This is a genomic window from Nostocoides japonicum T1-X7, from assembly GCF_001046855.1.
Classification (GTDB): domain Bacteria; phylum Actinomycetota; class Actinomycetes; order Actinomycetales; family Dermatophilaceae; genus Nostocoides; species Nostocoides japonicum.
Map to the genome: position 1 here is coordinate 1,767,675 of NZ_HF570958.1, position 14,472 is coordinate 1,782,146.

Below are 14,472 nucleotides of genomic sequence, written 5' to 3' on the forward strand. Positions count from 1 at the left end.
CGACCGAGCCCGCGTCCCCCACACCGACCGAGCCCGCGTCCCCCACACCGACCGAGCCCGCGTCCCCCGCGCCGACCGGGCCTGCGTCCCCCGGGTCGGCCGGGCGCACCTCCCGCACGTCGATACCTCAGTCCAGGACCGCGCCGCGGCTCGCCGAGGTGACGAGCTTGCGGTACCGGGCGAGGACGCCACGGGTGTACTTCGGCTCGGGGGCCGCAGCCCCCGTCTCGCGACGGGCGGCGAGGACCTCCTCGGACACGAGGAGGTCGAGGGTGCCACCCGCGACGTCGAGCCGGATCGCGTCGCCGTCCTCGACGAAGGCGATCGGCCCGAGGTCGACGGCCTCGGGCGCGACATGGCCGACGCACAGTCCGGTCGTGCCGCCGGAGAAGCGCCCGTCGGTGAGGAGGAGGACGTCCTTGCCGAGCCCTGCGCCCTTGATGGCGCCCGTCACGGCGAGCATCTCCCGCATACCGGGACCGCCCTTGGGCCCCTCGTAGCGGATGACGACGACATCGTGCGACCGGAGCGAGCCGGCCTCGACGGCATCCATGGCGGCGCGTTCGCCGTCGAAGACCCGTGCCGTGCCCTCGAAGACGGACTCGTCGAACCCCGCGCTCTTGACGACGGCGCCCTCGGGGGCCAGCGAGCCCTTGAGGATGGTGATGCCACCACTGCGGTGGATCGGCTCCCCCATCGACCGGATGACCTTCCCGTCGGGGTCGGGCGGGGTGATGTCCGCGAGGTTCTCGGCCATCGTCCGCCCGGTCACGGTGAGGCAGTCCCCGTGGAGCAGGCCGGCGTCGAGGAGCAGCTTCATGACGACGGGAACCCCGCCGACGCGGTCGATGTCGGTCATGACGTAGGCCCCGAACGGCTTGACGTCCGCGAGATGCGGGACGCGCGCCCCGACCCGCTGGAAGTCGTCGATCGTCAGGTCGACGTCGGCCTCGTGGGCGATGGCGAGGAGGTGGAGGACGGCGTTCGTCGAGCCGCCGAATGCCATGACGACGGCGATCGCGTTCTCGAACGCCTCCTTCGTCATGATGTCGCGCGCGGTGATCCCCCGGCGCAACAGCTCGACGACGGCCTCGCCCGACCGGCGGGCGAACCCGTCGCGCCGGCGGTCGGTCGCGGGCGGGGCCGCGGAGCCCGGGAGCGACATGCCGATCGCCTCGGCGACGGAGGCCATCGTGTTCGCGGTGTACATGCCGCCGCAGGCACCCTCGCCGGGGCAGATGGCGCGCTCGATGGCGTCGACGTCCTCGCGCGACATCCGGCCGGCCGCGCACGCCCCGACGGCCTCGAAGGCGTCGATGATCGTCACGACCTTCTCCGACCCGTCGGAGAGCCGGGCGATCCCCGGGAGGATGGACCCGGCATACAGGAAGACGGCGGCGAGGTCGAGCCGGGCGGCGGCCATGAGCATGCCGGGCAGGGACTTGTCGCACCCGGCGAGCAGGACCGAGGCGTCGAGGCGCTCGGCGTTCATGACCGTCTCGACGGAGTCGGCGATGACCTCGCGTGAGACGAGGGAGAAGTGCATGCCCTCGTGCCCCATCGAGATGCCGTCGGAGACCGAGATCGTGCCGAACTCCAGCGGGTAGCCACCCGCGGCGTGGACGCCGTCCTTGACCGCCTTGGCGAGCCGGTCGAGGGACAGGTTGCACGGGGTGATCTCGTTCCACGACGACGCGACCCCGACCTGCGGCTTGGCGAAGTCCTCGTCGCCGAGCCCGACCGCCCGCAGCATCCCTCGGGCCGCCGTTCTCTCCAGACCGTCGGTGACGTCGCGGCTGCGGGGTTTCAGGTCTGGAGTCTCGGTCATGTCCCCGAGTCTCTCCCCTCGGGTGCCGCGGGGGAAACGCGGGCCGCCGCCACGACGACCCGGGTCGGATGGACCGGCGGCCGGATCAGTCCGGGACGCGACGGACGGCGCCGTCGGAGGCGGAGGTCGCCATCGACGCGTAGGCCCGCAGCGCCGCGCTGATCGGCCGGTTGCGGTCGACGGGCGTGTACGGCTTCTCCCGGGCCTCCTGCGCCTCCCGGCGCTCGTCGAGGACGGCGTCGGGGACGGCGAGGTGGATCCGCCGGGCCGGGATGTCGATCTCGATCGTGTCGCCGTCCTCGACGAGCGCGATGAGACCGCCGGAGGCCGCCTCGGGCGAGACGTGACCGATGGACAGCCCGGACGTGCCGCCCGAGAAGCGGCCGTCGGTGATGAGCGCGCAGGCCTGGCCGAGGCCGCGGCCCTTGAGGAAGGAGGTCGGGTAGAGCATCTCCTGCATACCCGGTCCGCCCCGCGGCCCCTCGTACCGGATGACGACGACGTCGCCCGGCTCGACGAGCTTCCCGAGGATGCCGTCGACGGCCGCCTCCTGGGACTCGAAGACCTTGGCGGGCCCGGAGAAGGTCCACACCTTCTCCGGCACGCCGGCCGTCTTGACGACGCCGCCGTCGGGGGCGAGGTTGCCGACGAGGACGGCGAGCCCGCCGTCGGCCGTGTAGGCGTGCTCGCGGTCGCGGATGCACCCCTGGACGGCGTCCGTGTCGAGGCGGTCCCAGCGGTTCGTCGTCGAGAACGGCTCGGTCGTGCGCACTCCGCCGGGCGCGGCGTGGAACAGCTCGACGGCCTCCCGGCTCGTCGTGCCGGACCTGACGTCCCACTCGGTGAGCCACTCCTTGAGCGACGCCGAGTGGACGGAGTGCACCTCGGTCTCCAACAGCCCGGCACGATCGAGCTCGCCGAGGATCGCCGGTATGCCGCCGGCCCGATGGACGTCCTCCATGTGGTAGGTCGGGCTGTTCGGCGCGACCTTGCACAGGCAGGGCACGCGGCGAGAGACCGCGTCGATGTCGTGGATGCCGAAGTCCACCTCGGCCTCGCGGGCCGCGGCGAGGATGTGGAGGACGGTATTCGTCGATCCGCCCATCGCGACGTCGAGGGCGATGGCGTTCGTGAAGGCGGCCTTCGTCGCGATCTGCCGTGGCAGGACCGAGTGGTCGCCGTCGTCGTAGTAGCGCTTCGCGAGCTCGACGACGAGGCGTCCGGCCTCGGTGAACAGGCCCTTGCGCGCGGCGTGGGTCGCGAGCGTCGAGCCGTTGCCGGGGAGCGAGAGCCCGATGGCCTCGGTGAGGCAGTTCATCGAGTTCGCCGTGAACATGCCCGAGCACGAGCCGCACGTCGGGCAGGCGGACCGCTCGATCGCGTCGAGCTGGTCGTCGGTCACCGCGTCGTTGGACGAGGCGATCATCGCGTCGATGAGGTCGATCTTGTCGTGGACGATGCCCTCGATGGCCACCGTCTTGCCGGCCTCCATCGGACCTCCGGACACGAAGACCGTGGGGATGTCGAGGCGCAGCGCCGCGAGGAGCATCCCGGGGGTGATCTTGTCGCAGTTGGAGATGCAGACGAGGGCGTCGGCGCAGTGGGCGTTGACCATGTACTCGACGGTGTCCGCGATGAGCTCGCGGCTCGGCAGCGAGTAGAGCATCCCGCTGTGCCCCATGGCGATCCCGTCGTCGACGGCGATCGTGTTGAACTCCCGCCCGACTCCCCCGGCCTCGGCGACCGCGCCGGCGACGAGCGCACCCATGTCGCGCAGGTGGACGTGTCCGGGGACGAACTGGGTGAAGCTGTTGGCGATGGCGACGATCGGCTTGCCGAAGTCGTCGTCCGTCATGCCGGTGGCGCGCCACAGGGCACGCGCGCCGGCCATCGTCCGTCCGTGGGTGGAGGTTCGCGACCGTAGCTCTGGCATACCCGCCAGTGTTACAGGTGCAGTGCGCGGGCCGACCACGGGCCGGGACGGGGTCTTGGGATGCGGACGGGGAGCCGGCGTCAGCCGCGCGGGGCGGCGAAGGCCTGGAGGTATGCCGTGCCCCAGTCGAGGTCGGACCAGTGCCCGTCGTAGCGCAGGACCGCGACCCCCGAGGTCGGCCAGCCCTGGGACATGAGGTCGTGCGCCTCCTCGCGTCCCTCGCCGTCGGCGAGCAGGCTCGCCAGCTGCGGTATGCCGGGGGCGTGCCCGACCATCATGAGGACCTGGGCCTCGGGGTCGGCCTCGCGCAGCACGCCGAGCAGTCCAGCGGCGGAGGCGTTGTAGATCGCGGCGTCGTACTGGATCTCCGCCTCGCAGCACCCCGCCTCCGCGATCCCGTCGGCCGTCTGCCGGGCGCGCGCGGCGGTGGAGCAGAGCACCTCGTCGCAGCCGATCCCGTGGTCGCACAGCCAGCGTCCGGCCGCGACGGCGTCCCGGTGCCCGCGCCCGGTGAGCGTGCGCTCGTGGTCGCGGTCCCAGCCGCCCTGCTCGGCCTTGGCATGGCGGACGAGGACGAGGGTCCGGTCCTCCGCCGATCGGGTCATGCCCCCAGCATGCCGCACGGGGGGCTCGCCTGTCAGCGCACGCCGCGGCGGGTGCCGGCTACGGCGCCGTGACCTGCGGCTTGACCCGGCTCGCCGACCACGTCCCGAGCCGGGCCGCGGCGACGGTTCCGAGCAGGATGGCGCCGGCCCAGTAGGCGAGCAGGACGCCGATGTCGAGCGACAGGTGGACGAAGGACCCGCCGTACATGAGCCGCCGGATGCCGTCGACGGCATACGACATCGGCAGGACGTGGTGGAGCGGGTGGAGCGGCTCGGGGAGCGTCTGCCAGGGGAAGGTCCCGCCGGCGCTGATGAGCTGGACGACGAGGAGGACGAGCGCGACGAACTGACCGACGAGGCCGAACCGCATGACGACGGCGTTGACGATCGCCGTGAAGGTCACCGAGATGAGGCCCATGAACAGCAGGAGGAGGACGGGGTGGGCCGTCGAGATGCCGACCCCGGCGATGATGACGAGGTAGGCGAGCACGGCCTGGGCGACGCCGAGGACCGCCGGCGCGAGCCAGCCGCCGAGCGCGATCCGCAGCCGCGGCTGGCCGGCCGCGACCGCCCGGGTCGAGTGCGACCGGACCCTCGTCGTGAGGACGAAGGCCCCGATCCAGATGGCGAGCGACATGAAGAAGGGGGCGAGGCCGGCGCCGTAGTCGGCCGCCGACGCGGCCGACGAGGTGTCCACGGCGATGGGGTTGCCGAGCGTCTGGGCGACCGCCTTGCGCTGCTCCGGGCTGGGGTCGGGGATCGACCGCAGGCCGTCCCGCAGCCCCTTCTCCAGCTCGTGGGCACCGTCGGCGAGCGTCCCGAGGCCGGTATGCAACGAGGCGGCTCCCGTGTCGAGCCGCTTCGCCCCGGCGAGGGCGTCCTGCTGCCCGGACTGCAGGGTTCTGGCACCCGAGGCCAGCGAGCCGCTCCCGCTCGCGGCCTCGGCGATGCCGGTCTTCAGCTGGCTCGCGGCGGTCGCCAGCTGCGACGCCCCGTCGGCGACCTTCGTCGCGCCGTCCGACAGCTGCGTGAGCTGCGTCGACGTCGACTGGATGCGGGTGTTGGCCTCGCGCAGGGGCTCGGCGACGTCGTCCGCGACCGCGAGGATCCGGTCGATCTCGTCCTGGCTGAACCCGGCCGCCTCGAGCCGCGTCGCGAGCCGGCCGCGGGTCTCGGTGAGGTCGCCGACGGCTCGGTCCGAGGCGGCGGCCACCTCCTTCCCTGCGGACGCGACCTCCTTGTTGCCGTCGGCGACCTGCCGGGCCCCCGTCGCCAGCTGCTTGGTCCGCGTGGGCAGGTCGCTCGTCCCGTTCCTGAGCGTCTGCAGCCCGGTGTCGAGGTCGGAGGCTCCCCGCGCGAAGGTGGCCGTGCCGTCGACGAGCTTCTGCTCTCCGGTCGCGAGGCTGTGCGCGCCCGTCGCGAGGTCGCCGGCTCCCTCGGTGGCGTCGTCGAGTCCGCTCGCGAGCTTCGCGGCCCCGTCGGCCGCCTTCGTCGTCCGGTCGTGGATCGTCGAGAACCCGGCGAGGATCTGGCTCGCCGCCGTCGTACTCACCTTCTCGGCGACCGACGTCGTGACCTCCTTGACGAGCTGGTTGGCAACGGTCGTCGAGAGGTAGCCGTTGGCGTCGTTCGTCGCGAGCTCGATCGTCGCCTGCCGCGGCTCCAGATCGGCGCTCGAGGCGAGGTCGGCGGAGAAGCTCGCGGGGATGATGAGCGCGAAGTCGTACCTCCCCGTCTCGATGCCCTGCTCCGCCCCCGCCCGATCGGTCCTCGTCCAGTCGAAGCTTCCGGAGTCGAGCAGCGAGCGGGCGACCTCGTCGCCGGCCGCCAGCTTCTCCCCCGTCGCGAGGGTCGTTCCCGCGTCCTCGTCGACGACCGCCGCCGGCACCCGGTCGAGCGCGGCATACGGGTCCTTGTTGGCATACAGGTAGAAGCCGCCGTAGAGGGAGGGGACGAGCATCATCGCGACGACGGCGAGCTTGCCGAGGCGGCTCGTCGTGAGTCGGCGCAGCTCGGTGAGGGCGAGGCGGGCAGCGTTCATGGCGTGGCTCCGAGCTCGAAGGTGACGGCGATGCCGAGGAGGCGGCACGTCGCGTGGGTCGTCTGGACGACGACCGTCAGTCCCTGGCCCGCGAGGTCCTCGGCGACCGGCCACCAGTCGTGCGGGTCACCGCCGCGGCGGTCGGGGTTGGCGAGGACGAGGACGCGCGCGTCGGCCCGCTCGGCCGCCGCCGCCATGAGGACACGGACACGGATGCCGTTGTCGAGCCGTTCGAAGGGCTCGCGCATGTGCCGTGCCGCACCGTGGGTGGCGAGGAAGCGCTCGGTCTGCGCCCTTCCGGACGGCGCGTGGGCGTAGCCGAGCTCGTCGGCGACGACGCGGAGCACCGGCAGGCCCTCCTCTGGAGCCGTCACCTCGGGGACGTCGACGAGCGTCACGTGACGGCGCCGGGTCGCGTCGCGGACGTCGTTGTCGAGCGCGATGCTCCCGGTCGCGAGCGGTATGCGACCGCCGAGGGCGAGCGCGAGCGCGCGTTGCCCGGCGCCCGGGTCCCCGGCGACGACGGTGACCCGGCTCGGCGGCGCGACGAAGGACGTCGGGGGCAGCAGCGGGGCGTCGTGTCCCGCGACGCTCGCCTGGTGGGCGACGACCTCCACGATGACTCCTCGGTGTGTCGACAGGTACCCGTATTCAAGCCTGATACCCCCGAACAGGCTCGTCCTGCGCCGCGCCGCACGGCCGCCCGGCGCGATGCCCTCCGGTCCCGGCTGCTGCTCCGAGGTGGTGCCTGGATTATCGGGTCACCCGACAAAGCGGCTTCGGGGTGGGGCGCCCGGATTATCGGGTCACCCGACAAAGCGGCTTCGGGGTGGGGCGCCTGGATTATCGGGTCACCCCGGAACACTGAGCCTGACCCGACCTCCCTTGTCGGGTGAAGGTCAGTCTTCCGGGGTCACCCGATAAAGCTGCTCGGGGTGGGGGCACGCAGACTTCCGGGGTCACCCGATAAAGCTGCCCGGGGTGGGCGCGCGGGCTCAGTTGACGACGTTGACGAGGTCGGAGCCCGCGAGGTAGCGCTCCAGCTGGGTGCGCAGCAGCCGCTCCGCGCGAGGGAAGAACGCCGACGTCGACCCACCGGTATGCGGCGAGATGAGCACTCCCGGTGCGTGCCACAACGGGTGGTCGGCGGGCAGCGGCTCGGGGTCGGTGACGTCGAGCGCGAGGGTGATCCGCCCGGCATGCCGCAAGAGCGCGTCGGTGTCGGCCACCCTGCCTCTGGCCACGTTGACCAGGACCGAGCCGTCGGGCATCCGGGAGAGGAAGGCGTCGTCGACGAGCCGCTCGGTCGACGGCGAGAGGGGGACGATGACGACGACGACGTCCTGCTGCGGCAGCAGGTCGGGCAGCTCGTCGATGCCGTGGACGTGGCCGACGTGACCGTCGCCGCCGTGTGCCCGCGAGGCCACAGCGGTGAGGTGCACCTCGAACGGTGCCATCCGGGCGGCCACCGCACGCCCGATGGCGCCGTAGCCGAGGATGAGGACGCGCCTGTCCGCGAGTGCCGGGTACATCGCCTGCGGCAGCCAGTCGCCCTCCTCCTGCGCGCGGACGAACCGCGGGATGCCGCGCAGGGCGGCGAGCGCGAGGGCCACCGCGAGCTCCGACGTCGACGCCTCGTGGACACCCGCCGCGTTGGCGAGGACCACGCCGTCCGGGACGTGCGGGGCGACCGTCTCGTAGCCGGCGGTGAAGAGCTGGACGAGCTCGAGGGACGGCATACCCGCCATGAGCCCGGTGTCCCAGCCGCCGAGGTAGGGCGGCACGGCGACCTCGATGTCCTCGGCCCGCGGCCCGCGCGAGCGGAGGTCGTCGACGACGATCTCGATGCCCGCCATCCCGTCGATGCGCTCGGCCCAGTACGTGTCGGGTACGGAGACGGTGACCATGGGGCCACGGTAGGCGAGACTGGAGTATGCGAGGATCCGCAGCCAGCCGTCGGACATCCCGGCCGTCCGCTCTCCCCCGGCCGGCGCACCGGAGACGCCGGGCCGCGGTGCCAGGGGTTCTCGCCGCAGCGGCCCTTCTCGTCGGCGCCTGCACCGCCGGCTCGTCCGGGGGTGACCACAGCGGCAGCTCACGCCCCGTCACGTCGACGGCCTCGCCCACCGCGTCCGGCCCAGCGTCCAGCACGACACCCACGTCGACCGCCGGCTCGCGGCCCGTGTCCGTCGACGTGCTCCTCACCCATCTCGAGGTGCCGTGGGACATCGCCTTCCTGCCCGACCGCACCGCGCTGCTCACCCTCCGGGACTCCGGCGAGGTGCGTCACGTGAGCGCCGACGGGCGGACCGCGACGAGCCTCGGCACCGTCCCTGGCGTCGTGGCGGAGGGCGAGGGCGGCCTGCTCGGGGTCGCCGTGTCGCCGTCCTACGCCTCCGACCACACGGTCTTCCTCTACCTCACGTCCGCCGACGACAACCGCGTCGTCCGGGCCCGCGTCGACGGCACCCGGCTCACCGACGTCACGCCGGTGCTCACCGGGATCCGCAAGAGCAGTTTCCACAACGGCGGGCGGATCAGGTTCGGCCCGGACGGGTACCTCTACGTCGGCACCGGCGACGCCGGCGACACGGCCCGCGCCCAGGACCGTGACTCGCTCAACGGCAAGATCCTGCGGATCACCCGCGACGGGAAGGCTGCTCCGGGCAATCCCTTCGGCAACCGGACGTGGACCTACGGCCACCGCAACGTCCAGGGCCTCGCGTGGACGGCGAGCGGACAGCTCTATGCCAGTGAGTTCGGGCAGGACACGTGGGACGAGCTGAACCGCATCGTCGCCGGGCGCGACTACGGCTGGCCGGTCGTCGAGGGCTTCGGTCATGACGCCCGCTACGCGAACCCGGTCGCCGTATGGTCGACGGCCGATGCCTCGCCGAGCGGGATCGCCGTCGGCCCGGACAGCGCGGTGTGGATGGCGGCGCTGCGCGGCGAGGCACTGTGGCGGGTGACGGTCGACGGGACCGATGCCCGCGCACCGCAGCCGGAGCGCTTCCTCCACGGCGACGACGGCCGGCTGCGCGACGTGACGATGGCGCCCGACGGCTCGCTGTGGGTGCTCACGAGCAACACCTTCCGTGGCACGCCGGCTGCCGACGACGACCGCCTCCTGCGCGTCACCCTCGGGTGAAGGGACAGCGGCCGTTCACCCGGCCCGGCGAGGCTGTGGAGACCCGAGACACCGAGACGGTGGGATTCAGGAGACGCCGAGCCGCTCGAGGATGACCGTGCGGGCCTGGCCCGCGTCGGCCTGACCCTTCGTCGCCTTCATGACCTGGCCGATGAGGGCTCCGACGGCCTGGACCTTGCCGTCACGGATCTTCTGTGCCACATCGGGATTCGCCGCGATGACCTCGTCGACGGCGGCCTCGAGGGCACCGTCGTCACGGACGAGCTGCAACCCGCGGGCATCTGCCACGGCCGTCGGAGAGCCCTCGCCGTCGAGGACGCCCTCCCAGACCTGCCGGGCCATCGAGTCGTTGAGCCGTCCGCTCGTCACGAGTTCCTCGAGCTCGACGACGTGGGCCGGGGTGACGCCGAGGGACGCGGCATACGTCACGACGTCCTGCGCCTCGGTGTTGGCGCGCCGGGCGACCTCGCCGGACCACCACTTGCGGGCGCCGGCCGGTGTGGCGCCGGCGGCGACGGTCTCCTCGATGAGCTCGACGAGGCCGGCGTTGACGACGTCGCGCATCTCCAGATCGCTGTAGCCCCAGTCGGACTGGAGCCGCTTGCGACGCGTGGCCGGGTTCTCGGGCAACGTCGCCCGGAGCGCCTCGACGGTCTCGCGGGACGGCGCGACGGGCACGAGGTCGGGCTCGGGGAAGTAGCGGTAGTCCTCGGCGTCGGACTTCTCCCGGCCGCTCGTCGTGATCCCCGTGTCCTCGTGCCAGTGCCGGGTCTCCTGGACGACCCGGCGGCCCGAGGCGAGGACCGCCGCGTGGCGGCCGACCTCGTAGCGGACCGCCCGCTCGACCGAGCGCAGCGAGTTGACGTTCTTGGTCTCCGACCGTGTGCCGAGCGTCGTCGAGCCCTTGGGCATGAGCGACAGGTTGACGTCGCAGCGCATCGAGCCCTGCTCCATCCGGACGTCGGAGACCCCGAGGGCCTTGAGGAGGTCGCGCAGCGCCGAGACGTAGGCGCGCGCCACCTCGGGCGCCTGCTCCCCCGCTCCGAGCATCGGCTTGGTGACGATCTCGATGAGCGGGATGCCGGCCCGGTTGTAGTCGACGAGCGAGTGGTCGGCGCCGTGGATGCGACCGGTCGATCCGCCCACGTGGAGCGACTTCCCGGTGTCCTCCTCCATGTGGGCGCGCTCGATCTCGACCCGGTAGGTGGACCCGTCGGACAGCTCGACGTCGAGGTGGCCGTCGAAGGAGATCGGCTCGTCGTACTGGCTCGTCTGGAAGTTCTTCGGCATGTCCGGGTAGAAGTAGTTCTTCCGTGCGAACCGGCACCACGACGCGATCTCGCAGTTCAGCGCCAGTCCGATCCGGATCGCCGACTCGACGCCCTTCTCGTTGACGACGGGGAGCGCGCCGGGCAGGCCGAGGCAGACCGGGCAGACCTGGGAGTTGGGCTCGGCCCCGAAGGTCGTGGCGCAGCCGCAGAACATCTTCGTCGCGGTGTTGAGCTCGACGTGCACCTCGAGGCCCATGACGGGGTCGTATGCCGCGAGGGCCTCCTCGAAGGACAGGACGGGCTCGCCGACGTGGGTCGTCGTCATCGTGTCAGGCTCCCTGCGGGGCGAGGTCGGGGGCGGAGGCGAGGAGGGGGCCGCCCCAGCGGTCGGTGAGGGCCGCCTCGAGGGCCGCGCCGGCGGCATACAGCCGCTCGTCCTCGGTCGCCGGAGCGAGGAACTGGATGCCCGTCGGCAGGCCGTCCTCGGGGGCGAGCCCGCTCGGGACGGAGATGCCGGGGACACCGGCGAGGTTGGCCGGGATCGTCGCGATGTCGTTGAGGTACATGGCCATCGGGTCGTCGAGCTTGTCGCCGAGCCGGAACGCCGTCGTCGGCGCCGTAGGACTCGCGAGGACGTCGGCGGTCTCGAAGGCGCGGGCGAAGTCGTCGGCGATGAGCCGGCGGACCTTCTGCGCGGTGCCGTAGTAGGCGTCGTAGTAGCCGCTGGACAGGGCATACGTCCCCAGGATGATCCGGCGCTTCACCTCCGGCCCGAACCCGGCGTCGCGGGTCGCCGCCATGACCTGCTCCGCCGAGGGATGCGCGACCTCCGGTGGGCCGACGCGCAGGCCGTAGCGCATGGCGTCGAACTTCGCGAGGTTGCTCGAGGCCTCGCTCGGCAGGATGAGGTAGTAGGCGGCGAGCGCGTAGGCGAAGGACGGGCACGAGACCTCGACGACCCGGGCGCCCCGTTCGACGAGGAGGGCGACGGCCTCGTCGAACCGCTGCTGCACCCCGGGCTGGAAGCCCTCTCCGGTCAGCTCTCGGACGATCCCGATCCGCAGGCCGCTCACGTCGGCGCGCCGGGCCGCCTCGACGACCGGCGGCACGGGCGCGTCGATCGACGTCGAGTCCATCGGGTCGTGGCCGCCGATGACATCGTGTAGGAGCGCGGCGTCGAGGACGGTCCTGGTGCACGGGCCCGCCTGGTCGAGCGAGGAGGCGAGGGCGACGAGGCCGTAGCGCGACACCCCGCCGTAGGTCGGTTTGACGCCGACCGTGCCCGTCACCGCGGCCGGCTGGCGGATCGATCCGCCGGTGTCGGTGCCGATGGCCAGCGGCGCCTGGTAGGAGGCGACGACGGACGAGGACCCGCCCCCCGACCCCCCGGGGATGCGGTCGAGGTCCCAGGGGTTGTGGGTCGGGCCGTATGCCGAGTGCTCGGTCGAGGAGCCCATCGCGAACTCGTCCATGTTCGTCTTGCCGAGGATCGGCATACCGGCCTCGCGCAGCCGGGTCACGAGCGTCGCGTCGTAGGGCGGCACCCAGCCCTCCAGGATCCGCGAGCCACACGTCGTCGGCAGCCCCTTGGTCGCCATGACGTCCTTGACGGCGACCGGGACGCCGGCCAGCGGGTGGAGCGGCTCACGGGCCGCCCGACGGGCGTCGACGGCACGCGCAGCGGCGATCGCGCCGTCCGCGTCGACGTGGAGGTAGGCGTGGACCGCGTCGTCGACGGCGGCGGTGCGGTCGAGGTGGGCCTGGGTCAGCTCGGCCGACGAGATGGCTCCCGTCGCCAGGGCATCGGCCATCTCGGCGGCGGTGAGCCGCGTGGGATCGGTCGGCACGGCGGTCACTCTTCTTCGTCCAGGATGCGGGGCACGAGGAAGCGGTCCTGCTCGACGGCGGGCGCGCCGGCGAGCACCGCGGCCGCGCCGAGGGAGGGACGCACCTCGTCGCGGCGGGTCACGTTGGTCAGCGGGAGCGGATGGCTCATCGGCTCGACGCCGTCGGTCGGGGCCTGCTGGACCGTCGCGACGGACTCGAGGATGATGCCGAGCTCGCCGACCATCCGGTCCAGCTCCGCGTCGGACAGGTCGATGCGGGCCAGCCGCGCGAGGTGCGCGACGTCGTCCCGGGTCAGCTCTGCCATACCGGCCAGTCTATGGGCGCCTGCGCCCTCCTCCCGACCGCCTCCGGCGGCCCTCGCTCACGTGGTCGTCGCGAGGGCCCGGAGCATCCGGCCGACCGCGACGACCACGACGAGGAGGACGACGAGGGAGAAGGTGACGAGGACCGGCACGGGGTCGCGCACGACGGTGAGGGCGACGCCCACCGCGACGACGGGGACGGTGATGCCGATGTATGCCGCGAGGAACATCCCCGCCATCGTCTCGGCCCGCTTGCCGGGCGCGGCGACCCGGACGGCCGTCGCGATGGCGGCCTGGAAGACGAGCCCGGCGCCGCCGCCGGCGAGGATCCCTCCGGCGACGAAGACGCCGAGCGACAGGAGGGTCGCTCCGAGCGCGACACCGAGGAGCCCGGCGACCATGAGCCCTCCTCCGAACCGGAGCCGATGGAGGTCGGGGAGCCGGGCGAGGAGGACCTGGGAGACGGCCGAGGCACCCATGACGGCGAAGACGATCGTGCCGGCCAGCAGGCGTGACCGGTCGTGGAGCGTGCCGCCGACGAACGTCGCCGTCAGCGAGGTGTAGAGGCCGAGGACGGTGAAGGAGGCCGCGCCGGCGACCGCCGCCGCCGCGAACTCGCCGCGTGCCGCCGGGTCGACCTCGACGCGCTGCGGGCGGTAGGGCTGGTGCTCCACCGGCGGGGAGACCGTCTCCGGCACCGCCCACACGACGAGGGCGACGACGGCGAGCAGGCCGAGGTAGACGGCGAAGGGGAGGGTGAGCGGGTGCGGCCACCACTGGGTGAGCAGCCCGCCGACGAGCGGGCCGAGCGCGAGACCACCGGTGTTGACGACCGTCGCGACCGTGCTCGCGAAGCTCCCGTCGCGGTCGGGGTAGCCGATCGCGTGGAGCTCGGTGAGGTGCGCCGTCGCCGCCGCGGTGACGATGCCGATGCCGAACCCGCAGACGAACCGCGCGACGAGCAGCGTCGGCACGGCCGAGGACAGGGTGAACAGGACGGCGCTCACCAGCTCCAGGACGAGCGCCGTGAGGATCATCCGCCGCCGGCCGACCCGGTCGCTGACGTGCCCGAGGAGGAACAGCCCGGCGATGACGCCGACGCCGTAGGCGGCGAAGACGACGGTGATCATGAACGGCGCGAAGTGGTCGGCCGCCTGGTAGAGCGGGTAGAGCGGCGTGGGGATCGTCGTGAACGACATGACGGCGAGGAAGCCGGCGGCGACGAGCCAGAACGACGCGGCGTGCGGCACCGCGACTGCGCGGTCGGTCCTCACCGCCGGGTCGGCTCTGCCGGCCCCGTCGGCTCTGCCGGGCTTGTCGACGCTGCGGGCCCGGTCGGCTTTGCCGGGCTTGTCGGCTCTGCCGGCCCGGCCGGTCGGTAGTCGACGGCCTGACTGCCGTGGCCCTGCGGCGGGACGGCCTGCGCGGCGGCGAGGTCGACGACGAGGAGTGCCTCGCCGCGGGCTCCCGCGGAGGCCAGCGGCAGCCCGTCGGGC

11 protein-coding genes are annotated in these 14,472 nt (G+C 72.7%); 1 reads left to right on the plus strand and 10 read right to left on the minus strand.

Annotated elements, in window-relative coordinates; genetic code table 11:
- Positions 1-127 precede the first annotated feature (127 nt).
- The 6 genes from ilvD (BN12_RS07915) to BN12_RS07940 form a co-directional block, all read right to left on the minus strand.
- Entirely contained in the window at positions 128-1,828 is a 1,701-nt protein-coding gene (gene ilvD, locus BN12_RS07915) for a dihydroxy-acid dehydratase (protein ID WP_048551491.1), read from the minus strand.
- Positions 1,829-1,913: 85 nt separating this feature from the next.
- On the minus strand, positions 1,914-3,761 hold the full coding sequence (ilvD, locus tag BN12_RS07920; protein ID WP_083454498.1) for a dihydroxy-acid dehydratase: 1,848 nt from the start codon (positions 3,759-3,761) through the stop codon (positions 1,914-1,916).
- A gap of 80 nt (positions 3,762-3,841) precedes the next feature.
- Entirely contained in the window at positions 3,842-4,366 is a 525-nt protein-coding gene (locus tag BN12_RS07925) for a SixA phosphatase family protein (RefSeq protein WP_048551497.1), read from the minus strand.
- Between the two features lie 58 nt (positions 4,367-4,424).
- Entirely contained in the window at positions 4,425-6,407 is a 1,983-nt protein-coding gene (locus BN12_RS07930; RefSeq protein ID WP_048551498.1) for a YhgE/Pip domain-containing protein, read from the minus strand.
- On the minus strand, positions 6,404-7,024 hold the full coding sequence (locus BN12_RS07935) for a P-loop NTPase family protein (RefSeq protein ID WP_048551500.1): 621 nt from the start codon (positions 7,022-7,024) through the stop codon (positions 6,404-6,406). The genes BN12_RS07930 and BN12_RS07935 overlap by 4 nt, the downstream gene beginning before the upstream one ends.
- 378 nt (positions 7,025-7,402) lie before the next feature.
- Positions 7,403-8,371, minus strand: coding sequence for a 2-hydroxyacid dehydrogenase (locus tag BN12_RS07940; protein WP_235432337.1), 969 nt, complete (start codon positions 8,369-8,371; stop codon positions 7,403-7,405).
- Positions 8,372-8,589: 218 nt separating this feature from the next.
- On the opposite strand from BN12_RS07940, the gene BN12_RS07945 reads away from it, so the two are divergent.
- The gene (locus BN12_RS07945; protein ID WP_235432338.1) at positions 8,590-9,555 is read left to right on the plus strand and encodes a PQQ-dependent sugar dehydrogenase; all 966 of its coding nucleotides are present in this window, start codon (positions 8,590-8,592) and stop codon (positions 9,553-9,555) included.
- 66 nt (positions 9,556-9,621) lie between these two features.
- On the opposite strand, the gene gatB is transcribed toward BN12_RS07945, so the two are convergent.
- From gatB to BN12_RS07965, 4 genes are read right to left on the minus strand one after another with little or no spacing between them, the layout of a single operon-like run.
- Positions 9,622-11,151 carry an Asp-tRNA(Asn)/Glu-tRNA(Gln) amidotransferase subunit GatB gene (gene gatB / locus BN12_RS07950; RefSeq protein ID WP_048556120.1) on the minus strand — a complete coding sequence of 510 codons (1,530 nt, stop codon included), beginning with the start codon at positions 11,149-11,151 and terminating at the stop codon, positions 9,622-9,624.
- Positions 11,152-11,155: 4 nt separating this feature from the next.
- The gene (gene gatA / locus BN12_RS07955; protein WP_048556121.1) at positions 11,156-12,637 is read right to left on the minus strand and encodes an Asp-tRNA(Asn)/Glu-tRNA(Gln) amidotransferase subunit GatA; all 1,482 of its coding nucleotides are present in this window, start codon (positions 12,635-12,637) and stop codon (positions 11,156-11,158) included.
- Between the two features lie 41 nt (positions 12,638-12,678).
- Positions 12,679-12,978: an Asp-tRNA(Asn)/Glu-tRNA(Gln) amidotransferase subunit GatC gene (gene gatC, locus BN12_RS07960; RefSeq protein WP_048551506.1), complete on the minus strand. Its 300-nt coding sequence runs from the start codon at positions 12,976-12,978 to the stop codon at positions 12,679-12,681.
- Positions 12,979-13,035: 57 nt separating this feature from the next.
- Positions 13,036-14,250, minus strand: coding sequence for an MFS transporter (locus tag BN12_RS07965; RefSeq protein WP_048551508.1), 1,215 nt, complete (start codon positions 14,248-14,250; stop codon positions 13,036-13,038).
- Between the last annotated feature and the right edge of the window lie 222 nt (positions 14,251-14,472).